Here is a 21245-nt window from a genome sequence, read left to right on the forward strand (position 1 = left end):
AAAGCCGGCGACCCCCGCGTCGTGGGACAGGTGCTCACGAGGCCCGGATCAGCCCCTAGAGCAGTGCGCCGGCGAGCTCGCGCCACTCGTCGCGGGTGGGCCGACCGGTGCGGGTCGCGGCGCTCGCTCCCGGCACGAGGACCTGGACGACGACGTGATCCGCACCGGCGTCGAGATGCTCTTGCACGCGCCTGGCAACCTGGTCGGCGCGGCCGCGGGCGACGACTGCGTCGACGAGCCGGTCGCTGCCGTCAGCGGACACGTCGGACTCGGTGAAACCGAGGGCGAGCAGGTTGTTCACGTAGTTCGGAAGCCGCAGGTAGTAGGCCACGGTCGCGCGCGCCAGCGCTCTGGCCTCGGTCGGGTCCGCGGTGAGCACGACCTTCTGCTCCGGCGCGAGCAGCGGCCCGGCCCCCAGGATCTCCCGCGCGGAACGGGTGTGGTCGGGGGTGGTGAGGTACGGGTGTGCCCCCGCCGATCGCCGCCCGGCCAGCCGGAGTGCCTTCGGCCGGAGCGCGGCCAGCACCCGGCGGTCGGCCGGGACCGGTCGCGGCGCGGCGTCGAGCGCGTCGAGGTAGTCGGTGAGGAACCCCAGCGGCCGGGAGTAGGTTCGGCCCAGCGCCTGCACGACCGGTGCGTGGCTCGCGCCGAGCCCGAGCACGAAGCGGCCTGGATGGGCGTCGTCCAGGCGGTGATACCGGGCCGCGAGCTCCTCGGCCTCGACCGTCCACACGTTGACGATGCCGGTGGCGACCACGATCCGGCCGGTCGCGGCGAGCAGGCGTTCGGCAAGCCCCAGCCCCGGGTCGGCGGACCCGAGCCACAGCGCGCCGAAACCGAGCGAGTCCAGCTCGGCCACCGCCTCCCGCGCGCCGTCGACCAGGGCGCCGGCTCCATCGGTCCAGCCGTAGGACGAGCTCCAGATACCGATCCGGCCGAGGTCCAGCGTCACGAGGCGCTCCTTTGCCACTTGCTCGGGTTCGGCTGACCGCCAGCGGTCCAGCCCGCAGTGTTCGATCGGAACCGAACACTGCGGACTGTACGATACGGATCGAACACCTGCCAAGCGTCGGAAGGAACCGTGATGACGCCCGCGGCGCGACGCGCACAGAACCTGCGGCACACCGACCCCGACGACGTGGCGCTGCAGGACGCGCTCGACGCCCTGGCCGACCCGGTCCGCCGGTCGATTCTGCGGACCCTCGCCGGGGAGCCGGAGTTCTCGCGCGCCTGCGGAACCTTCGATCTCCCGGTCTCCAAGGCGACGGCGAGCCATCACTTCGCCGTGCTGCGCGCCGCGGGCCTGCTGGAGCAGGTCGACCAGGGCTCCCGGCGACTCAACCGCCTCAGGCAGGCCGAATTCGACGCCCGTTTCCCCGGCCTGTTGGCCCTCGTACTCGCCGAGCCCGCCACCCGCCAGGCCGGCCCGGCGGAGTGATCGCCGGTTCCGCCCCCAGGTGGTCGTGAATCGGGTCTTCTCACAACCCTTCGAGGGCCAAAACGGCGATCACGTTGAGGTTGCGGAGCGGCCGGACGTCGGCGTCGGCGGCGGCGGCACTGTTCAGTTGGCGGCTCGGCGGGTCCGACGGCGGCGGCCGAGCGCGAGGCCCGCGGTGGTGAGTCCGAGGCCGGCGGCGAGGGTGGCGGCGTTGAGAAGCCAGTAGGTCGCGTTGATGTCGCTCGGGGTGTCCGCGTGCACGACGACGGTCTGCACCGCGAGGACGACCGCGAAAAGGATGACGGTGGCGAGGTAGGCGGTTCGGCGGCTGACGAGGTAGACGCCGATGGGAACGGTGAGCAGCAGCATCGCGATCTGGGCCATGACGGTCTCCTTTGTTACGGGTCGGGTGGCTGGCCGGCGCGGCCCCGACAGGCGGTGGGCGTGCCTCGCTGGCCGGAATCCCTTGAGCGGCAGCGTTGATCACGTCGCCACAGGAGCAGGTTACTACACTTGTAGTCGAAAATACTATGGGTGTAGTGTGCGTTCATGGCCAGTCGACGGGATGACCTTCTCGACGCGGCGATCGACCTGCTCGGGGAGCAGGGAGTTCGCGCGTTGACCCACCGGGCCGTGGACGCCGCGGCGGGGCTCAGCGCGGGGTCGACGTCCAACTACTTCCGGACCAGGGAGGCGCTGTTCGACGCCATCGTGGAGCGGTTCGCGGCGCGCGAGCGGGCGAACTGGGAGGAGCTGGCCGCGCACCTGGAACCCCGAACGACAACAGACCTGGCCAGGGCCCTGGCCGTCTTCGCCCGCGACAGCGCGGGCCGCGACCGGGCGCTGACCTTGTCCCGGTACGCGATCCTCGTCGAGGCCTCCCGCCGGCCCGAGCTACGGGCGCAGCTCGGGGCCACCGGCGCGCGGGTGAACACCTGGTTCGTCACCTGGCTGCGCCTCGTGGGCTCGACGGACCCCGATCACCATGTCCACGTCGTCGGCAACTACCTGACCGGACTCGTCCTGCACCAGTTGGCGATCCCCGATCCGGACTTCGACCCGACGGCGCATCTCGACGCCCTGCTGACGTCGCTGGTCCAGACCCAACGCGAGCGGGAATCGCGGGACAGCGGCTCCTGAGGCGCCTGGACACCAGGCGCCCCGACGCGGTGGACCGATCACGGTGACGAGCACGACCTGCGCGCCTTGTCTCACCGTGCCGCCCGGACGGTCGCGGCACGGACACTCCGCAAGGTAGGGAGAACGCCCATGCACGCCGACGAGGTCTGGCAGGCCATCGACACCCAGCGGCTACGAGTCGCCGACATGCTGGAGCAGCTGACCGACGACGAGTGGCGCGCGCCCTCGCTCTGCGGTGGCTGGACCGTGCGGGAGGTCGCGGCTCACCTGACCCTGCAACAGACAGGGCTGGGCGGGGCGCTTCGGATGGCCGCGCGGTCGCCCGGCGGGATGAAACGAGTCATCCACCGTTCGGCGTGCCTGCACGCGGCGACACCGACCGCGCAGATGATCGCCGAGATCCGCGGGATGGTCGGCTCACGGAGACACAACGCCGGCGTCACCTGTCAGGAGACCCTCATCGACATCCTGGTGCACGGCCTGGACGTCGCCATTCCCCTCCAGCGGCCGCTCGCGCTACCCACCGACGCCGCGGCCGTCGCCGCCGACCGGGTCTGGTCCGTCGCCTTCCCGTTCTTCGGCTACCCGTTCTTCCCCCGGAGACGGCTCAGGGGGCTGCGGCTCACCGCGTCCGACACGGAATGGGCCGTGGGCGAGGGAGCACCCGTCGACGGCCCGATCGACGCGATCCTGCTGCTGCTCACCGGCCGCCTCGCCGCCTTGCCGCGACTGTCCGGCGAAGGGGCATACGCCCTGCACGCCAGACTCACGTCCGCCCAGGAGCCCCGATGACGGCACGGTCCGCCCCGTGCGCACGCGCGCGCGATGCCGGGATCGGCTGACGTCAGCGACGCTGACGGATCACGCGGTCGCGTCAGTTCGGGTCCCCGCCGGCCTCGTGCGCCCCATCCGCGCCGTCATCGCCGGCGGTCACGGCGGGGATGCGGACCTCGAACCGGGCGCCGGGCAGTTCGGGAGCCGCCGTCGTGACGCGGACTGTTCCGTCGTGGGCGGTGAGGACCTCGCGGACGATGGCGAGGCCGAGTCCTGAGCCACCGTCGGATGGGACTTCCCCGCCGAGGCGGGTGAACCGGTCGAAGATTCTCTCCCTGTCGGCGGTGGGGATGCCGGGTCCGTCGTCGGCGACGGTGAGGACGACCACGGCACCGGTGGTACGCAGGGTCACCTCGACTCGGCTGCGGGCGTGGCGTGTGGCGTTGTCGAGCAGGTTGTGGACCACCCTGGCCAGCGCGGCCGGCTCGCCGAGCACCTGCCCGGCGGAGACGCCGCCGGTGGCGACGGCGATCGGTCGCGCGAGGCGGACGCGGCGGGCTTCGTCGAGTACGACGTCGTCGAGGTCGACGGGGCGCAGGCTCAGCCGGGGACGGTCGTCCAGGCGGGCCAGGTGCAGCAGATCGTTGACGAGATCGCTCAGGCGCCCGGCGTCCGCGAGCGGTCCCCGCAGGTCGTGCGCTGGGATCGTCGCCGGCGGCTGGGTCGCCGCCGCCACCTCAAGCTGGGCCTGGAGGGAGGCGATCGGGCTACGCAGCTCATGCGCGGCGTTGGCGACGAACTCGCGCTGGCGGCGAGTGGCGGCCTCCAGCCGGCCGAGGAGGTCGTTGAATGTGGCCGCGAGGTTGTAGACCTCGTCGCGTGAGAGCGGCAGGTCCAGCCGCCGGTGCAGGTCGGTCGCGGTGATCTCGGCCGCCTGCCGGCGCAGCTCGTCGACGGGACGCAGCGCGCGGCCGACGAGCCGCCAGGTGATCGTCGCGAGAACGGCCAGGACGATGGGCAGGCCGACGGCCAGCGCTCCGCCGAGCGCGGCGACGGTGTCCGCGGCGTCGTCCGCGGGCACCGCCACATAGACGACGATCGGGCTTCCGCCGATCGTGATCTCCTGCGCGGCCACCCGGTAGGAGTCAGCGCTGTCGTGCAGAGGCAGCCGAGAGGTCGCTCGCAGCACTCGCGCGCCGGGCGACGGTACGAAACCGAACATCGGCCGCGCCGGATCGGCCGTCGGTGAGCTCGACAGGACTTCGCCGTCGGCGCCGATCACCTGCACGATGACGTCGCTGTCACGGCTCGGCGGCAGCGGGCCGGTCGCGTCGGCGGCCCGCAGCACCCCGACCGTCTGGTCGAGCCGCTGGGTGGCGTTGCTGTTCGCGACGCGGATCAGTCCCGCGTGGAGGCGTTGGGCGAGGAACGCCGCGGCGACGCACAGGGCGGCGGCGATGACCACGGTCGCGGCCGCGGTCAGCCGGGTCCGCAGGGAGCGGCGTCCCCACCACCGGTGGACGCGCGAGGCTTCAGTCATCCGCGGGGACCAGGTAGCCCGATCCTCGGATGGTCAGGATCGACCGCGCCTGAAACGGTCTATCGATCTTTCGGCGGAGGTAGCCGATGTAGACCTCGACGATGTTGGGGTCGCCGTCAAAGTGTTCGTCCCAGACATGGTCAAGCAGTTCGGACTTGCTGATCACGCGGCCTTGGTGGCGGACCAGGTACTCCAGGACGGCGAACTCGCGGGAGGTGAGCGCGATGTCGTCCTCGCCGCGCCGGCAGCGTCGGGCCGCCGGATCCAGCGTCAGCCCGGCCGCGTGGAGAAGCGGGGGCCGTTCGGTGGCACCTCGTCGCAGCAGCGCACGCAGGCGGGCGAGAAGCACGACGAGGGAGAAGGGCTTCACCAGGTAGTCGTCCGCTCCGAGGTCCAGCGCGTCGGCGATGTCGTACTCCCCGTCCTTGGCCGTCAGCATCAGTACCGGCAGCCAGATCTCGGCTTGCCGCAGCCGGCGCACGACCTCGTACCCGGACAGGCCCGGGAGCAGGATGTCGAGCACCATCGCGTCGTAGCTGCCGTGCTCCGCGCGCCACAGGCCTTCGGCTCCGTCGTGGGCCAGGTCGACCGCGAAACCGTCCCGGGTCAGCCAGCGCCCGAGCGCGACCGCCAGTCGTCGCTCGTCCTCGACCACGAGCACCCGCACACTCGCCACCCCCACCGTCCGGACGGCCTCCGTGACCAGTGTCGTGCCGGTTCGGGCACGGCGGTACAGGCCGCCATAGCTGATCTTTCAGCCCGCATTCAGCCGCCGAGGCCCAGGCTGCGATCCACCGCCGATGGGCTTTCGAAAGGGTGCGATGCGGATCTTTCATGGACACCGTCCTGCGCCAGCGCGCGGTCCTTCCCGCATGCCTGCCCGGGCCGGACGGGCGCGGGCCGGGATGCGGTCCTCGCCTTCCGGCGGCCGGCGGGGCCTCCTACCGGCGCTGGTAGCGCTGGGCGCCCGCGGGTGCCGATGAGCGCCGCCGCGCTGGAAGCGGTGGAGCTCGCCCGGTCCTACGGCGCTCGCACGGCCCTGGCCGGCCTCACCTTCAGCGTGGATTCCGGGGAGATCCTCGGCCTGCTCGGGCCGAACGGCGCGGGCAAGACCACTACCATCCGGCTGCTGACGACGATGCTCAGGCCATCGAGCGGGACGTTCTCGGTCGCCGGGGTGCCGTCGACGAGGCCGGTCGATATCCGCCGTGTGGTCGGCGCCCTCCCAGAAAGCGCCGGCTACCCCGAGCACATGACGGGCCTGGAGTACCTGCGTTACCACGGGCGGCTGTTCGGGCTGTCCCGTGGGGACGCGTCTCGGACCAGCGAGCGGCTGCTGAACGAGGTCGGCCTGGCGGAACGCGGGCTGTCCCGGATAGCGACGTACAGCCGGGGCATGCGTCAGCGTCTCGGAATCGCGCGCGCACTGGTGAACAACCCCGCGGTCGTCTTTCTCGACGAACCGACCCTGGGCCTCGATCCGGCCGGACAACGCCAGGTGCTCGGTATCGTCCGCGACATCGCCCAGCGCCGCGGCGCGACGGTCGTCCTCAGCACCCATACCCTCCCGGACGTCGAGGAGGTCTGCACGAAGGTGTTGATCCTCGCGCGCGGCCGGGTGCTGAGCGCCGGCACCGTCGACGAGGTGACCAGAGTTGCCGCCGCGCCAGGGACCGCGCTGCTACGCGTGCCCACCGACGGGATCCATCGAGCCATGGGCGCTCTGACCGCGGTGCCCCACCTGACGGTGGAGGCCACCGAGGGACATCCCGACGTCCTGCGGCTATCCCTGCGGGAACGACCGGATGATCACCCGGATTCGGCCAGCACCGCGCTGAACGCGGCGTTGCGGGCCGTGCTGCTGGCGGACGTGCCGGTTCGTTCGTTCGAGATCGAAGGCAGCCGGCTCAGCGACGCCTTTCTGAGCATGACCCGACGGAGCGAGCGATGAAAACCGATGTTGACGGCGAGCCGTCGAGCGTGACGCCCCACGAGCGGACCGCATCCGGCCAGAGCTCCGCGTCGGCTCCCGGTCCGCGTGGCTGGCGCGTCGTCGCCGAACAGGAGTTCATCGATCTGTGGGCGACGGGCCGCGGCCCGGTCCTCGTCTTCGCCTTCAGTGTGCTGCTGAGCGTCATCACCTACCTGGCCGGAACCAACCAGGCCCTCAACTTCCTCGAACAACGCGAAGCGGTGAACCTGACTCTCCAGCTGGCCGTCGCGGTCGGCACCCTGGTGACGATGGTGGTGAGCGCCGACGCGATCAGCGGAGAACGCGAACGGGGAACGCTGGAGAACCTTCTTCTCGCTCCCGTCTCCCGTCGCACCGTCGCGGTGGGTAAATTTCTGGCGGCTCTGTCGCTGTGGCTCGCCTCATGCGTGGTGAGCATTCCTTACATCTGGGTACTCGGTCGAGGCTCGTCGATCGTCTGGCGCGCGCTTCTGCTCGACCTCGCCGTCGGAACGCTGCTCGCCGCCGCGCTCGCCGCACTCGCCCTCCTCGTCAGCGCCCTGTCCCAGTCGAACAAGGTCAGCCTTTCGGTCAGCCTCTTTCTGCTCCTCTCGCTTTTCGCGCCGACGCAGCTACCCGCGGGAGCCACCCGCGGCTGGTTCGGGACCTACCTGGACCGGCTCAATCCCATCGCGGCCGGAACCCACTACATGACGGCTCTCCTCGTCAACGGGCACGGCTGGGCTCGCGACCTCTCCTATCTCGCGTCGCCGCTGGTCACCATCGTCCTGGCGGGCGGTGCCCTGCTGGTCGCCGGGCCCCGCATCATCAGCCTTCACGCAGGAACGAGCAGAGGATGAATCGCCCGCGCACGCTGGCCGGACTACTGCTCGCGCTGATCACCCTCGTCGTGTTCGCCGCACCGAGCTCGGCCGCCCCGTCGACACCGCCACCGGCCGTCACCGTGGCCTTCGACCACGGGGAGGTCCGCGCGGCCGTGGGTGAGCGGTTCACCCTCCGAGCTCGCATCAGCGACATCTCCGCGGCGCCAGTCGGGCCCTCGATCGCCCACCTGAACGTGGCGAGCCTGACGAGCGATGTCTATGTCGACCCCGAGGACTGGTCGTCGGACCGCAGCCGCCCGGTCGCCGCGATGGCCGCCGGCGACGGCACCTGGCTCGACTGGGAGATCCAAGCCGTCACCGCCGGCAGGTTCGACGTGTACGTGGTCGTGCTGCCGACTGGCCCGGACCGGGCCGGCAGCGGCGGGCCCGGACCTGCGCCTCTCGTCGCGAGCGCACCCGTCCACGTCACGGTGACGCCTCGACGCACGCTGACCGCGGGCGGTTCCCTGCCGACCGCGATCACGGTGCCGCTGCTGCTCGGCGCCGGCGCGCTCGCGACGCGCCGGCGCGCTCGCCGCGCCTCCAACCTGGCGCAGACCGGCGGGCCGAAGACCTAGCGTCTCGCGTGCGCCGACACGGGGTGGGGCCCGGAGGCCCACGGCAACGGTCAAACCGGCCCTGAGCCGCCGGGACGACCACGCCCCTACGCCGCACCCCACCTCGCTCGACGCAGCCTGCTCCGGGCCAATCCGGTCCACCGAATTCTCAACGAGCCGGACGGCGGCCCGATCGCGATGCGAAGAGGGCGGCAGTTCTCAGCGCGCCGCAGCCATGAGTCTCATGCGGCGGCGGCGTTGCGCGCCCGGTTCATACTTCGGGGCCGCTTACTATTCGGCCGGCCGGACGCCTGCCGCGGACCGCGGGTCGTTCTTGCCTCAGTACCGTTCGCACCCGCATTTCGGGAACGTACGGTCCGTCCGAACCGTGCGCGGAGGCAGGATGACGAAGGTGGCGGCAGTCGACCAATCTGGCGTCCTCGACGCCAGGTGCGCGGTGAAGAAGCTTCCGGAGATCACGGCGATCTTCTGGATCATGAAGATCGCGGCGACGACGCTCGGCGAGACCGCCGGCGACCTGCTGGCGCAGACCCTCCGGCTCGGATATTTCCTGACGACGGGGGTGCTGTTTCTCGTCTTCCTGGTGACCCTTGCCGTCCAGCTGAGGTCGAGGTCCTACAATCCGTTCTTCTACTGGACCGTCATCCTGTCCACCAGTACGGCCGGTACCACCATCTCCGACTTCATGAATCGCGACGCGAGCGAGAAGTATCTGGCTGAGGGAACCAGCTCGCTGGGCTGGGGGCCGCAGGGGCTCGGCCTGGGCTACCCCGTCGGCGCGGCGATTCTGATCTCGCTGCTGATCGCCATCTTCGCCGCGTGGAAGCTCACTGGGCTGACGTTCGTGATCCGAGACATCGACTCGCTGCGCGGCGAGAGCTTCTTCTGGTCGGCCATCCTCGTGTCGAACACCCTCGGAACCTCCATGGGCGATTTTCTGTCGGACAGCTCCGGACTCGGCTACGCGGGAAGCGCACTGCTCATACTGACGCTTCTCGGGCTGCTGCTGGCCCTCAAGTACGCCCCCGTGCCGCCGAATGTGCTGCTTTTCTGGCTCGCCTTCGTACTCACCCGCCCACTCGGTGCGACCGTCGGCGACTTCCTGACGAAACCAGCCGCCAAAGGAGGCCTCGCCCTCGGCACCGCGGGGTCGTCGACGGTCCTGCTCGCGCTCCTGCTCGGCCTGGTGAGCGTCGCCCACGCCCAGGAGAAGCGCCGGGTCGGCACTGCCGCGGCCGACGTGGCGCCGGTCCGCGTGTCCTAGGACGGACGTACGCGATTCGTGTGACCCGGGCTGGACGGGCGTCGTGGCTGGCGCGCACGGTTCGGTGCCGGGTGATCAGGCATCGTTTGATCGTCGGGTTGGTCGCCCGCACCGCACCTGCGCGGTGCCGAGGTTGGGAGACCAGGCCTAGCGCACGAGGGGTCGATGAACCCGGTCCCCGGCCCGACGGCCGATTTCCACGCGGGAGTCGCTGTGGAAATCGGCCGCCGGGACTCGCGGTCGCTCAGGCCGCGAGGTTCGCCGTGGCGTGCACGACCTGAACGATCCAGGCGTGGCCGACGACGACCTGAGCGAACTCGGTGACGTCGTGGCCGCCGTGGAGAAAACGCGCCGGCCGAGGAAAGACGACCGTTCCGTCCGGCGCCGTCTTCGCCCGGGCACGGTAACCCGCCCGCAGGGCCGCGTTGACCTCGCGGTGCCTACCGACCCGGAGGATCGTTTCGGCGTCGCGAACAACCTGGTTCCGGAGCGCGAGGAACTCGGCTTCCGCTCGGGCGGTTGTCCTTTGCCGCCACTCCGCCTGACGCGCCCGATATTCCAGGTCGGCCTCGATGTGCTGGAGCGCATGCCGACCGATCAGGTTGTCGGGAACGAGCCTCGCGAAATGCGCCACCTGCTCGGACTGCGGCGCCTCACGCAGCCTGGCGTCCCGGTCCACCTGCGCGCCAGCCCACCGGGTGAGCGGACCGGTCTTGTCGGCAGCCCGGCGATTCCAGACGAGCCGCGTGATGTCCCGAGCCCGGCGCCGCTCCTCGAAATCCGCCTCGAAACCCGTTTCCACGACGTCAGCCAATGCCGATGCGGGGGCACCGTCAAAGGCCGTACGGCGGGCGATGACGAGCAGATCCCGCTGGCGGGTGCGCTGACGCCGGTGAACCCGACGCCGCTGTTCCCGGGCGGACGTGCGCGCGGTCGAGGGCAGCACCGACTCGGCCATGTCCTTGACCTTCTCGCCATGGTTCCGCATCGCGTGAGCACCTCCCTGCCGCACTATTCCGGGACGACGTGTCCCGGCGCCTTCCTTCTTCCCCGGCGCGGCACAGAATGCCCGAAAAGTCAGCATCCGTGCAAGGCATTTTGCGCCCTCGCAGTCGGCCTGGCCGGCAGCGAACTGCCAGGCGTTCTGGCATGCCTGCGCCGCCGGGCAGCGACGGACCGCCGAACGTCTTCCTCGCCGCCGGCGCCCGGCTCGACTGGGTACCCGACTATGCCGAAGGCACACCGCTGGACGCCGCCCGCGGCCGCGGCACCCGCCGCGACAACGTCATCAGCTGGCTAGAGGAACAGGGCGCCCGCTCCGAGGCTGCGGGACCGAGCTGAACCCTTCGCTGAGCCGGAGGCGCATCTGGCAATGCTGGCCTCGGCCCGAGACCAACAAGATCGTTGATTTCGCCCTCGCGTGGCTGTGACCGCAGCGGTTCGGTGACCGGGCGAGGGCCAAAACGACGATCAGGTCAGCGGGCCGACCTCGCGGGACCCGGCACCGGCCCCTGGTCGCGGGCCGGGTCGCCGGTCCGGTCGCGGCAGCGGGGCCTGTGCCCCGCTGCCGCTCTAGCTGGTTGGGCCCTGTTCTTAGCGTCCGGCCGTGGCGATCTGCCTGTTGAGCTTGATGGGCGGTGTGTTGAAGTCGAACGGTGGCTTGGGTACCCAGCTTCGGATGACGCCGCGCTGGAAGATCAGGCAGTGGGTGGAGCCGCCGTACTGGAAGTAGCCGATCTCGTCGCCCTTTTGCACCTTCTGCTTCTCGCTGACCTTGATCACGCAAGAGGAGATCTCGGCCATGCCTACGAAGACGCAGGCCACGGTGCCCACCCGCTGGTCGCCGGTGTCGATCACGATGACCGCGCGGGCGGCGACCTGGCTGATGTAGCCCTGGGAGTCGTCGGGACCGCCGGGGTCGAGGCCTTCGGCTTCGAGGTCGGAGTAGTAGGTGCCGTCCAGCGGGTAGGCGGCGACGATGGTGCCGGCTACGGGTGCGTGCCAGCGGTGGTAGTTGTAGGCGCTGAGGAACGCCTGGTAGACGTCGCCGCCGACGAACTGCTCGGCGAGTGCCTGGCGTGAGCTCGTGAAGATGTCGGCAAGGGAGTAGGGCTGGGCCTTCATCCAGAAGCGGTCCGTGAGCTGCACGTTGTTCTGGATGTTGTAGGGGGTGGCCTCGCAGGCGCTCACGACGACCGTGTTGTCGGTCGGCCCGTCCACGGGCCGGGCGCCGGCCTTGAACTTGCGGGTGAAGAAGTCGTTCCACGACTTGAAGTCGTAGTACGGCTTGGTGGGGTCGCAGACGAATTCTGACATGCGGAGGTAGGAGAGGGCCTCCGGAGAGAACCATCCCGGCGGTTCGGGGATGAGGTAATACCGCGAGTCGGGCCCGCTCAGGAAGTCGCACCAGTACTGCAGCACGGCCTTGAGCTTCGCGTTGAGCGCCGGCGAGCGGAACAGCGGGAAACCGGCGGGCATGCACATGGGCCAGTCGAGCAGCGCGTTGAGCGGACAGCCGACCAGCTCGGTGGTGTCGAACGGCGGCGCGTAGGTCATGATCACGTTGATCAGGGCCATCAGTTCGTCGATGTTGCGGTAGCCGAGGTCGTAGCCGGCCGCGATCGCCTGCTCGATCGCCTGGGTGAAGTACATGCGCAGAACAGGATCGGTGTTCACGAGATTCGCGAGGTCCTGCACGGGCGGCGTGAGCGGCGCGCCGGGGCCCCGCTTCCTGGCCTCCTGTGCGAATTTGTGCCGGAAGGCGACGAGCACTTCTTCGCGGACGGGCAGCCAGTGCCCACGCCGGCTGGCCCGGACCGCGATGGTATCGGCATCAATGTTCATGCGGTGTGTCCCTCACTTCCCGATGGAAAGCGGAATGACTTATAACGCCCGCGACCGGCCGTGCCCTCTGTCCCACCTGTCACAATGTCGACGACCGTTTTTGCTCGATCGTCTGCGACCTCGCCGCGCGGCGCCTGACGCTAACACGGGAACGCTGGGCGGCGATTCCGGGAAGGCGTTACCCACATAGGCGCCTTTCAGCTGTCGTGCTCCGGTGATACGGATGTCGTCGTCACGGGCGACGCCGTCCGGGCGAGGCGTGGGAGTGTTTGTGGTGGCCCGAGCAGGTCGCCCTGGCCGAGCTCGCAGCCGGCGGTGCGAAGCGCGGCGAGCTGGGGTTCGGTCACGATTCCGTCCGCGGCGACCGTCATCCCGGTGGCCGTGGCGATGCCGATGAGCGCCGAGCGCACCGCTCTCAGTCGGCGTTCAGCTGGTTGATCGGCCGCGAGCAGGTCAGCGGACAGCTCCGGGGTGAGTTTGATGAGGGTGAGGGGCCATTTGTGCAGTGCGCCAAGCGAGCTGTCGTCGGCCCCGACGTCGTCGAGCGCGATACGCACACCCATCCTCGCGAGCTGTTCGAGGTAGGGCCTGGCGGTGGCGAGGTCCGGAACGCGAGCCGCGCTGGCGATTTCCAGGACGAGTGCGTGGGCATTGAGGTGATGGCGGCGCAGGGATTCCCGGACCAGATCGGCGAGCGCCTCGTCGTCAACGCGCTCCGGCGGCACGTTGACGTGCAGGCGGACGGGGGCGCGCAGTCGCTGCCGGACGACGCGCAGGTCATGGCAGGCACGGTCGAGCAGGCGGTTGTGGAGCTCGTCGGTCGAACCGTCGCGTTCCGCCGCGGTGAGGAGGTCGGGGGCGGGTGGCGCAAGGTCGCAGGAACCAGCCCTGCACAGCGATGCCTCGACGGCGACGATCCGGCCGTCTTCCAGGCACCGGATTGGCTGATAGCAGACGGCGAGGCTCCCCATGGTGGCGCCGCTGGCGAGCGTCGCGACGGCGGAATCGCTGACCTCGCGGATCCTGACCGCGGCGGGCCGGTGGAGATGGTCGCGGACGAGACCGCCTTTGGCACCGCGTTTGGCGGCGTACATCGCGCTGTCGGCCCGATGCAGCAGCTGTTCGGCGACCTCGACCGGCGCCTCGCTGTCGGCCATCGCCAGACCGACGCTCGCATGCACGTTCCTGCGGTGCCCATGAAGGGAGAACGCCGGACCCATCGCGGCAAGCACTTTCTGACCGACGCGGTCGGCGGTGATCGCCGGATCACAGGCCTGATCCGCCTCGGCGAGCAGAACAGCGAACTCGTCACCCCCGAGGCGGGCCACGAGATCGTTGCCTCGCACGGCTCCCCGCAGCCGATCAGCCACGCCCGCCAGCAGGTCGTCGCCCGCGGCGTGGCCAAGGGTGTCGTTCACCGACTTGAAGTCGTCCAGATCGACGAACATCACCGTCACCGGCCGGCCAACCGACCGATGCTCGCCGACAGCCCGTTCGAGCTCGCCGGTGAAGTACGCACGGTTCGGCAGCCCGGTGAGCAGGTCATGGAAGGCCTGGTAGCGAAGCCGGACCTGCGCGGCCTGGACCTCGACGAGAAGGCGGACGTTCTGCGCCACCGTGACCAGCTGGCGGAACGCGACGAGCATGGCCAGGATCAACGCCAGGTAGAGCAGGACGCCGCCGAGGGCGGCGCCGCTGGCAGCGAGTCCCAGGATGATCGCGACGGTCACCGTCAGCGGCAGGTACGGCACGTACACATGGATCCACGGCCACGACGGACGCCCTAACCACGAAGGCGTGATCAGGGCCTGGTCTCGGGTGCGCTGGGGCGAACGTCGACGCTCGGGCACGACGAGCCCCAGGGCGATCAGCAGCGGCGCGATGGCCAGGCCCGCCCAGTACGGCGCCGTGGTCTCGACCGATTGCGCACGATGGAGTGTGAGGATCACGACGGCTGAATCAGGAAGTATCTGTATGGCCAGGCCAAGACCGATCAGCAGCAGCGCCCTGCCGTTGCGCGGCGGCCGGAAGGCCCCCAGCAGCACCACCTCGGTCACCGCGAGCATCCCCCACAACGGGAACGCCATCGCGGTCACGAACGGCCACCCGTGCACCCCGCTGCCGACGATCCGCCCCAGGGCGGCGATCCAGACGATCAACAGCATCGACGCGACGACCACCAGGCCGTCGAGCACGACAAGAGCATCCGAATACCGCGGCCGCCCCTCGCGACCCGGCGAGAGGGCAGGATCGTCGCGGCGGCCGGACTCGACCGGCAGCCACAGCAGCCCGGCCAGCGCGAGCGCGGCCGGCACCAGGAACAACGCCTCGGCGGGACCCAGCGGCATGGTCTGATGCTGGCGCGGATATCGATATGTCCAGTCCGCGGCGCCGAAAACGACAAAAATGAGGAACAGTTCCAGCAACGCCCGCCAAAGACGCTCACGTCCCCGGGTACGCGCCACCCCCACGGCACCGACCACCGCCGCGGCCGCCGCCGCGCACGACAACACCGCGCTCTGGGCAATCAACATCGACTGGCCGCCGAAGAGTACCGGGACAAGGACGGCAGTCAGGGCCAGCAGCACGGCACCAGCCCCAAGCCGCCTAAATGTGCGCTCGGAAACCGGCTGAACCCCATCAATGCTCGAATTCTGGGGCACACCAGCCCTACGCCGTCGCATGGGTCACGCCTCCTCCGACAAAGATGTCGCCCCCACGCCGACCGTCACACGTGGACGCACAGATCGGCTGGCAGGAAGCGGCGAGAAGCGACCGGGCCGCAGCCGGCGTCGGCGCCCGCGGCCCGCGGACGACCATGACCATCACCTATGACGAGCTGACACGCCGAATCACCAGGATCCGCACCGTCCGAGCCGGACCTGACGCGGCGGACCCCGTCCAGGACCTGCGCTCAGCTACGACACCGTCTACTCGGTGGCGTTCTCGCCGGACGGGCGTGTTCTGGCCGCTGGCAGCTCCGATCACACCGCACGGCTATGGGAAGCAACATGACCCTCGGCTTGGCCCGGTGATGCTGGGTCGCCATTTCCAGACTCGGCACCAGGAAGCCGCTGGCCCGCCGCCCGACGGGTGCTCCGGCGAGTGAGGTGTATGGCTCAACCGCGGAGCTTCAAGGCAGGCAGCGTTGTATGCGTAGCAGCGTCGCGGTGATGGCCGTGCCCGCGGACACGTCGTCGATGAGGCCGAGGGCCAGGACATCGAGGATGACCGTGACGACGGCGGCTCTGCTGGACAGCGCGGCCGAGTCCAGAGCCTGTGCGAGGACGTGGCGGCGCTCCCCGGCGGGCAGGTGAGAGGTGAGCTGGACCAGGGCCGCCGCTCGCTGGTCCGGCTCGTCGATCGACGACGCCGCGGCCAGCGCGCGGGTGAGAAGCGGACCCCGCTGCTCGGTGTTGAGTATGGGGATCAACGCCGTCAGCCCAGCGGCACGGATGGCTGGCTGTTCGATGGCCATCGCCGCGGCGAGCGCGTCGTCAAGGAGCGGTCCACGTTCTCCGGCGGGTATGTAGGGCACGAGGCCGGTCAGTGCCGCTGCCCGTGCGTCCGGCGGGCCTATGGCTGTCGCGGCGCGTCGTGCACCGCGGACCAGGTCGGCAGGCAGGTGCGGGGCCAGTGTCCGCAGCGCCGTCGCCCTGTCGTGCGGCTGGTCAAGGGTGACGGCTGCGGCCAAGGCCTGAGCGAGTAGGTCGGGAGGCAGGTGCGGGGCCAGCAACTCCAGGGCCTCGACCTGGCCCCGCGGCCAGGTGAGGTCCATACCGGCCTTCAATGCCTCCGCGAGCATCCGACCACGCTGCTCAGCGGGCACGAGCGGCGCGAGCGTGAGCAGCACCACCAGGCGGTCGGCCGGCCAGGGGATTGCCGCGGCAGCCCCGGCGGCGTCACCGAGGACCCATCGGCGTTCGCTGGCCGGTAGGCGGGCGGCGAGCGCGCTGAGAGCAGCGGTGCGGCGGTGGGCCGGGACGATGGTCGCGGCGAGGTCGCGGGCCGCGCTGATCAGCCTGTCGGGAAGGTGCGGCGCGATCCCTGCCAGAACGGCCGCCCGGTCGGTCGGGTCCTCCAGGCGGGACGCCGCGTCGAGTGTGCGGGCGAGCAGTTCGGCAGGCAGGTGCGGAGCCAGCCAGCGGAGCGCCGCCGCCCGCTGGTCGGACCGGTCGATGGTGACAGCGGCGTCGAAGGCGTTGCCGAGGAGGACGGGGGGTAGATGCGGTGCCAACGCCTGAAGCGAGTCCGCGCGCATCCGCGGCTGGTCAATCAGGGTGGCGGCGGCGAGCGCCTCGGCCAGCAGCGGGCCGCGTTGTTCCTCGGGCAGGTGCGGGGCGAGGCCGCCGAGCGCTGCCACCCGGTCATGTGCCTGGTCGATGGCGACGGCGGAGCTGAGTGCCTGTGCGAGCAGGTCGGCGGGAAGAAACGGAGCCACCCCGGCCAGCGCGGCGGCGCGCAGCGCCGGCTGGTCGATGGAAGTGGCGGTAGCCAACGCCACGGCGAGCAGTCCTCGACGGGAGCGCAGGTAGGGAGCGATGTGAACGAGCGCCGCCACGCGGTCGGTCGGCCAGGCGAGAGCGACGGCTTCCAGCGCCTCGGCGAGCAGCGGTTCCTGCTGGTCAGCGGGCTGCAACGGAACCAGCGCCGTCAGCGCTGTCGCTCGGGAGGCCGGCGCCGTGATCGAAGCGGCGCTGTCGTGAGCAAGCAGGAGCGCCTGGCCTCGCCGCGGGTCGGCGAGATGCGGCCCGAGGGCCGTCAGCGCCGCGGCGCGGCTGTGCGGCGACGAGATGGCTGTGACAGCGTCGAGCGCTTCGGTGAGCACCGGCCCGCGCTGGGCGGCCGTGAGGCTCGGAAGTAGCCCGATCAGCGTCGCGATGCGGTCGGACGGTCGGTCGCCCGCGCTGGCGGAGGCGAGCGCCGACACCAGGACGGCAGTAGGCAGATGCGCCGCGAGAGACGCGAGCGCGGTGGTCCTTTCGGCCGGTAGGTCGATCTTCGTCGTGCTGACGAGCGCCTCGGCGACGGCTACGTCGCGAGTATCCGCCGGGAGATATGCGGCCAGTCCAGCCAGCGCTGAGACGCGTGCGGTAGGCCTGGAAATGGCCTTGGCGACGCCGAGCGCGCGGCGGAGCAGGTTCGGTGGCAGCAAGGGGGCAAGCCTCGACAACGCCCTCGCGTTGCCGGTCGAGGTGTCAATCGCCTTGGTGGCGTCACGGACCGCGTCATCCGAGGGCCCGGCTGCCGCGGACCGGTCGGCCATGGCCGCCAACGCGTCCGCGAGCGCTGCTGTGCGCTGCCAGGTGGGCAGATGGGGGGCCAGCGCGGTCAACGCCGTGAGACGGGCCGCCGGCCTGTTGATCGACCGCGCCACCGCCGCGGCTTCGACGAGCTGCGTCGGCGGCAGATGCGGGGCCAGCTCGGCGAGCGCGGTCGCGCGCCGTTCAGGCGGCTCGAGGCCGGCCGCTGCGCCCAGCGTCGTGCGCAGCAGAGCGTCGCGCTGGTCGACCGGTAGCCGCGGGATCAGCGCGGTGAGCGCGGACACGCGGGCGGCCCGCGGGCCTATCGCGCGTGCTGCCGCGACTGCCTCGGGGAGCTGATCGGCAGCCAGATACGGAGCCAGGTGGATCAGCGTGGCGGCGAGGTCGACGGGCTCATCGACGGCCAGCGCCAGCGCCAGCGCGTCACCGAGCAGATCTGGCGGGAGGTGCGGTGCCAAGATGCCCATGGCGACGGCCCGACGGTCGGGCTGGTCGATCGCGCTCGCGGTCGCAAGCGCGCGCCGCACGAGGCGGCCGCGGTGGTCAGAGGGCAGGCTCGGCAGCAGGGCGGTCAGCGTCGCTATTTGCTCGTCTGGGTTCTCGAGACTATCGACGGTGGTGAGACCGTCGGCGAGCACCGGTGCACGTTGCTCGGCGGGCAAATAGGGCGCCAAGGTGGCGAGTTCCGCCACTCTGGCGCCGGCCGGGCCGATCACGGCGACCGCCGCGAGCGCCTGCTGGACTACGGGCGCGCGGTAATCGGGCGGCAGGTGACCCAGCAACTCGGTGAGGGTCACGGCTCGGGCGTCGGGTCCGGTGCCCGCGGCCGCCGTGAGCACCGGGCCGATCAGCTCGCCGGGCAGGTGCGGAACCAGGCTGGCGAGCGCGCGGTGTCTCTCGTTGAGCCGGTCGATGGCGAGGACGGCGGCCAAGGCTTCGGCGAGCACCGGCCCGCGGCCATCCTCGGTCACTTGCTGCGCAAGGTCCGTCAGCGCACTCGCGCGCGCTGCTGGCGTGGTGATCTCTCTGGCAAGGACCGTTGCCTCGCGGAGGAGATCAGTCGACAGGTACGGGGCGATCGCCGCCAGCGCAGCCGCCTGGTCGTTCGGCCAGGTGACAGATCCGACCGCGGCGAGCACGGCGGCGAGCAGCGGGCCCCGCCGCTCGACCGCCACTCGCGGGGCCAACGCCGTCAGCGCCGCTACACGAGACAGCGGCCTCTCGATGGCCCCAGCGATCACCAACGCCTGATCAAGCAGTCCGCCGGACAGGTAGGGCGCCAGGCCGACCAGAGCGGTTTCCCGGTAGTCCGACCGCACGGAAGCAGTAGCCGTCTCCAGCGCCTCGCGCAGCAGGTCGGCGGGCAGACAGGGCGCGAGCCCTACAAGCGCTGCTACTCGATGGTCCGGACGGTCGACGGCGCTAGCGAGCGCAACGGCTCTCGCCTGGAGCGTGCCCGCCGGACTGGCGGTCAGATGCGGGACCAGCTCGGTCAGCGCCGTGACTTGCTGATCCGGACGGCCGATGGCCGCCACGGCGGCCAAGGCGGCACCGAGCAGCGAGGCACGTTGTTTCGGCGCCAGATCGTCGGCCAGGCCGGTCAGGGCGGCGGCCCGGGCAGCCGGGTCGGGAATCGCCTGGGCGTAGGCGAGCGCCCTGGGCGGCGGCCAGAGCCCGGCCTTCACGGCGTGGATCAGCAGCGGAGGGGGAATGTTCGCGGCCATGCTGGTGACCGACCCGATGAGCAGCGCATAGCCAGCCAGACGGACGAAGACCTCGGCGTCCGGGTGCGGCCTGGTCTGCGCGTCGTTCCAGGCCGCGCGGATCGTCGCCAGGTAGGCGGCCGTACTGCCCAGTCCCTCGTGGACGGTGTACCAGACGTTCTCGGCCCGTCCGCCGGCTGTCGACCGCTCGGCGGCCAGGAGCCGGTCGACCGACGCGGCATCGTCGGCGGCCAGCAGATGGGTGACGGTCGCGGCGAGGGCATAGTGATCTACCTCGTCGAACGCCGCGGCCTCGGGTATCTGGCGAAGCCCGGTCGAGAGACCACCCCACCGTTGCATCAGCCACTGGCTGAGCAGCCTGTGGGCTGCACGTCGTTGACGGTCGGGCAGGGTGATCCGGGCATAGTCGATCAGTAGGTCATGCAGCTGGACCGTCTGCGAGACCGGGTCGATGCGCACCAGGGAGTGTCGGGCGAACAGGTCGAGGAGATCCTCGGCGTCGAGCTCGTCGAGCCCACCCGTTTCCCGCCACAACGCTGCAACGGCCGCCGCCGGAAGATAGCCCCGGGCCTCGACCACCGCCAGTTCGCGAAACCGCAGCGCGTCGGCCTCGGGAAAGGCATTGACCGACGCCTCCAGCGCGGCCAGTAGCGTCGGATGCGGGTAGCCGGGGAATCGGCTTTTGATCGCGGCGAGGTCGGCACGGCTCAGCCGCTCCGCGACGGTCCGCCAGCGCCGCCCGGTGCCCACCATCGCGCCGACCAGCGCCAGCGCCAGCACGAGCCCGCCGCACCGGCGCACGATTCCGTCCGACTCGGCCGGCAGGTCGGCGACCTCGCAGCGAGCGTAGGAGGCCAGCACCCGCCGCGACGTCTCCGTGTCCGCCATCGTCAGCTCATGAAGCGCCGCATCGCCGAACAGAGCGTCCTTCGAACGCGTCGTCACCAGGAGCCGCACCCCCGGAGGGACCCTGAAAGCCTCCAGTACGACGACGTCCCACACGTCGTCGAGCACGATCAGCGCGCGGGCACCGTCCAGGACGCCACGCAGGCGCCGGGTGCCCTCGGCGACGGCCGGGACCGGCGCATGGTCCGCGAAAGCCGCGAGCACATCGGCGATCTTCTCGGCGAGGATCGGCTCGCGTCCGATGGCGACCCAGGCGATGCCGTCGGGGAACTTCTCGACGACGTTCGCGTCCTGGACGAGCGCGGCGGCCAGCGTCGACTTCCCGACGCCGCCCATGCCGACGATGGCCACGACCTGCCCGGGCGGCCGCGCGCACAGCAGATCGCGCACGGCGGCGGCGTCCGCGGTTCTGGCGACGAAATGTGCGGGCACCACGGGTAGGAGATCGCGCGAGGGCACTGCCCGGAAAGGACGCGTCGCCTCCCAGCCAGCAGCAAACACGCTGCTATCCGGACAACGGGCCGCCGCAGCCGTCAACAGCCGACGCCGGCCATCCCGGACCGCGCCGTGCTCCAGCTCGGCGGCCACCTCCTGCCAGAACTCGAGCGCGTTCCTGGCCCGCCACGACGGGACCAGCTCGGCAGACCAGCCGGTGGCCGCCAACAGGTGCGTGGCCGATCCGGCATCCGCGAAACGCCTGGCGAGCTCCCGAATCTCGATCTCCGAGAGGCGTTCCACCCCCGCGGCCTCCCCCGCAACGATTCCCGGCGACCACGTACCGGACGAGAAACCCATCATCGCACTGGAAGGTTTCGGATCGGTCCGCCCCGGCTGGCGGGGCCACGATGCCCCGCTGAGACGGTTGGTCTGCGGGTCCGTCGCCCACGCGGCACCGGCCCGATTCAGCCTGACGATCGTCGAACATCCGACCGTCCGGT

17 protein-coding genes are annotated in these 21245 nt (G+C 70.7%); 9 read left to right on the forward strand and 8 right to left on the reverse strand.

Annotated features, from left to right (window positions below; all coding sequences use genetic code 11):
- Positions 1-55: 55 nt before the first annotated feature.
- Positions 56-952 carry an LLM class F420-dependent oxidoreductase gene (locus FRAEUI1C_RS19900; RefSeq protein WP_013425132.1) on the reverse strand — a complete coding sequence of 299 codons (897 nt, stop codon included), beginning with the start codon at positions 950-952 and terminating at the stop codon, positions 56-58.
- A gap of 132 nt (positions 953-1084) precedes the next feature.
- Here FRAEUI1C_RS19900 and FRAEUI1C_RS19905 point away from each other — a divergent pair, with 132 nt between their 5' ends.
- Complete coding sequence (locus tag FRAEUI1C_RS19905; RefSeq protein ID WP_013425133.1) at positions 1085-1438, forward strand: ArsR/SmtB family transcription factor; 354 nt, start codon at positions 1085-1087, stop codon at positions 1436-1438.
- Between the two features lie 123 nt (positions 1439-1561).
- Here the strand turns inward: FRAEUI1C_RS19905 and FRAEUI1C_RS19910 are convergent, their stop codons facing one another.
- Positions 1562-1822: a hypothetical protein gene (locus FRAEUI1C_RS19910; protein ID WP_013425134.1), complete on the reverse strand. Its 261-nt coding sequence runs from the start codon at positions 1820-1822 to the stop codon at positions 1562-1564.
- Positions 1823-1987: 165 nt separating this feature from the next.
- On the opposite strand from FRAEUI1C_RS19910, the gene FRAEUI1C_RS19915 reads away from it, so the two are divergent.
- Together FRAEUI1C_RS19915 and FRAEUI1C_RS19920 are read left to right on the forward strand one after the other, a co-directional pair.
- Positions 1988-2578, forward strand: a complete 591-nt coding sequence (locus FRAEUI1C_RS19915) for a TetR/AcrR family transcriptional regulator (RefSeq protein ID WP_013425135.1) — start codon at positions 1988-1990, stop codon at positions 2576-2578.
- A 129-nt stretch (positions 2579-2707) separates the two neighbouring features.
- On the forward strand, positions 2708-3370 hold the full coding sequence (locus tag FRAEUI1C_RS19920) for a maleylpyruvate isomerase family mycothiol-dependent enzyme (protein ID WP_013425136.1): 663 nt from the start codon (positions 2708-2710) through the stop codon (positions 3368-3370).
- Between the two features lie 82 nt (positions 3371-3452).
- On the opposite strand, the gene FRAEUI1C_RS19925 is transcribed toward FRAEUI1C_RS19920, so the two are convergent.
- A complete protein-coding gene (locus tag FRAEUI1C_RS19925; protein ID WP_013425137.1) occupies positions 3453-4892 on the reverse strand; it encodes a sensor histidine kinase in 1440 nt (479 codons plus the stop codon).
- Positions 4885-5574 (reverse strand): response regulator transcription factor, encoded by a 690-nt coding sequence (locus FRAEUI1C_RS19930; protein ID WP_013425138.1) that lies wholly within the window; start codon positions 5572-5574, stop codon positions 4885-4887. Before FRAEUI1C_RS19930 ends, FRAEUI1C_RS19925 begins: the two co-directional genes overlap by 8 nt.
- A 297-nt stretch (positions 5575-5871) precedes the next feature.
- On the opposite strand from FRAEUI1C_RS19930, the gene FRAEUI1C_RS19935 reads away from it, so the two are divergent.
- The 4 genes from FRAEUI1C_RS19935 to FRAEUI1C_RS19950 all read left to right on the forward strand — a co-directional run bounded on the left by FRAEUI1C_RS19935 (position 5872) and on the right by FRAEUI1C_RS19950 (position 9569).
- Positions 5872-6843, forward strand: coding sequence for an ABC transporter ATP-binding protein (locus tag FRAEUI1C_RS19935; protein ID WP_013425139.1), 972 nt, complete (start codon positions 5872-5874; stop codon positions 6841-6843).
- Complete coding sequence (locus FRAEUI1C_RS19940; RefSeq protein WP_013425140.1) at positions 6840-7703, forward strand: ABC transporter permease; 864 nt, start codon at positions 6840-6842, stop codon at positions 7701-7703. The genes FRAEUI1C_RS19935 and FRAEUI1C_RS19940 overlap by 4 nt, the downstream gene beginning before the upstream one ends.
- Complete coding sequence (locus tag FRAEUI1C_RS19945; RefSeq protein WP_013425141.1) at positions 7700-8305, forward strand: hypothetical protein; 606 nt, start codon at positions 7700-7702, stop codon at positions 8303-8305. Before FRAEUI1C_RS19940 ends, FRAEUI1C_RS19945 begins: the two co-directional genes overlap by 4 nt.
- A gap of 382 nt (positions 8306-8687) precedes the next feature.
- Complete coding sequence (locus tag FRAEUI1C_RS19950; protein WP_013425142.1) at positions 8688-9569, forward strand: COG4705 family protein; 882 nt, start codon at positions 8688-8690, stop codon at positions 9567-9569.
- A gap of 244 nt (positions 9570-9813) precedes the next feature.
- Here the strand turns inward: FRAEUI1C_RS19950 and FRAEUI1C_RS19955 are convergent, their stop codons facing one another.
- Positions 9814-10557 carry a hypothetical protein gene (locus FRAEUI1C_RS19955; RefSeq protein ID WP_013425143.1) on the reverse strand — a complete coding sequence of 248 codons (744 nt, stop codon included), beginning with the start codon at positions 10555-10557 and terminating at the stop codon, positions 9814-9816.
- 161 nt (positions 10558-10718) lie between these two features.
- Here FRAEUI1C_RS19955 and FRAEUI1C_RS19960 point away from each other — a divergent pair, with 161 nt between their 5' ends.
- Entirely contained in the window at positions 10719-10910 is a 192-nt protein-coding gene (locus FRAEUI1C_RS19960) for a hypothetical protein (protein ID WP_041259541.1), read from the forward strand.
- A 252-nt stretch (positions 10911-11162) separates the two neighbouring features.
- On the opposite strand, the gene FRAEUI1C_RS19965 is transcribed toward FRAEUI1C_RS19960, so the two are convergent.
- Positions 11163-12413 (reverse strand): phosphatidylserine decarboxylase family protein, encoded by a 1251-nt coding sequence (locus tag FRAEUI1C_RS19965; RefSeq protein WP_013425144.1) that lies wholly within the window; start codon positions 12411-12413, stop codon positions 11163-11165.
- A 197-nt stretch (positions 12414-12610) separates the two neighbouring features.
- Positions 12611-15001 carry a putative bifunctional diguanylate cyclase/phosphodiesterase gene (locus FRAEUI1C_RS36525; protein WP_198318605.1) on the reverse strand — a complete coding sequence of 797 codons (2391 nt, stop codon included), beginning with the start codon at positions 14999-15001 and terminating at the stop codon, positions 12611-12613.
- A 349-nt stretch (positions 15002-15350) separates the two neighbouring features.
- Between FRAEUI1C_RS36525 and FRAEUI1C_RS41955 the strand changes: the two genes are divergently transcribed.
- Positions 15351-15428 carry a WD40 repeat domain-containing protein gene (locus FRAEUI1C_RS41955; protein ID WP_083819744.1) on the forward strand — a complete coding sequence of 26 codons (78 nt, stop codon included), beginning with the start codon at positions 15351-15353 and terminating at the stop codon, positions 15426-15428.
- Positions 15429-15546: 118 nt separating this feature from the next.
- Here the strand turns inward: FRAEUI1C_RS41955 and FRAEUI1C_RS19975 are convergent, their stop codons facing one another.
- Positions 15547-21045 carry an NB-ARC domain-containing protein gene (locus FRAEUI1C_RS19975; RefSeq protein ID WP_013425146.1) on the reverse strand — a complete coding sequence of 1833 codons (5499 nt, stop codon included), beginning with the start codon at positions 21043-21045 and terminating at the stop codon, positions 15547-15549.
- Positions 21046-21245: the final 200 nt, after the last annotated feature.

It is taken from the genome of Pseudofrankia inefficax, from assembly GCF_000166135.1.
Lineage (GTDB): Bacteria > Actinomycetota > Actinomycetes > Frankiales > Frankiaceae > Pseudofrankia > Pseudofrankia inefficax.

Coding starts and splice junctions, on each gene's coding strand:
- FRAEUI1C_RS19905 (WP_013425133.1), top strand. CDS start 1,085: ATGACGCCCGCGGCGCGACGCGCACAGAACCTGCGGCACACCGACCCC.
- FRAEUI1C_RS19910 (WP_013425134.1), bottom strand. CDS start 1,822: ATGGCCCAGATCGCGATGCTGCTGCTCACCGTTCCCATCGGCGTCTAC.
- FRAEUI1C_RS19915 (WP_013425135.1), top strand. CDS start 1,988: ATGGCCAGTCGACGGGATGACCTTCTCGACGCGGCGATCGACCTGCTC.
- FRAEUI1C_RS19965 (WP_013425144.1), bottom strand. CDS start 12,413: ATGAACATTGATGCCGATACCATCGCGGTCCGGGCCAGCCGGCGTGGG.
- FRAEUI1C_RS19940 (WP_013425140.1), top strand. CDS start 6,840: ATGAAAACCGATGTTGACGGCGAGCCGTCGAGCGTGACGCCCCACGAG.
- FRAEUI1C_RS19960 (WP_041259541.1), top strand. CDS start 10,719: ATGCCTGCGCCGCCGGGCAGCGACGGACCGCCGAACGTCTTCCTCGCC.
- FRAEUI1C_RS19955 (WP_013425143.1), bottom strand. CDS start 10,557: ATGCGGAACCATGGCGAGAAGGTCAAGGACATGGCCGAGTCGGTGCTG.
- FRAEUI1C_RS19920 (WP_013425136.1), top strand. CDS start 2,708: ATGCACGCCGACGAGGTCTGGCAGGCCATCGACACCCAGCGGCTACGA.
- FRAEUI1C_RS19950 (WP_013425142.1), top strand. CDS start 8,688: ATGACGAAGGTGGCGGCAGTCGACCAATCTGGCGTCCTCGACGCCAGG.
- FRAEUI1C_RS19925 (WP_013425137.1), bottom strand. CDS start 4,892: ATGACTGAAGCCTCGCGCGTCCACCGGTGGTGGGGACGCCGCTCCCTG.
- FRAEUI1C_RS19935 (WP_013425139.1), top strand. CDS start 5,872: ATGAGCGCCGCCGCGCTGGAAGCGGTGGAGCTCGCCCGGTCCTACGGC.
- FRAEUI1C_RS19945 (WP_013425141.1), top strand. CDS start 7,700: ATGAATCGCCCGCGCACGCTGGCCGGACTACTGCTCGCGCTGATCACC.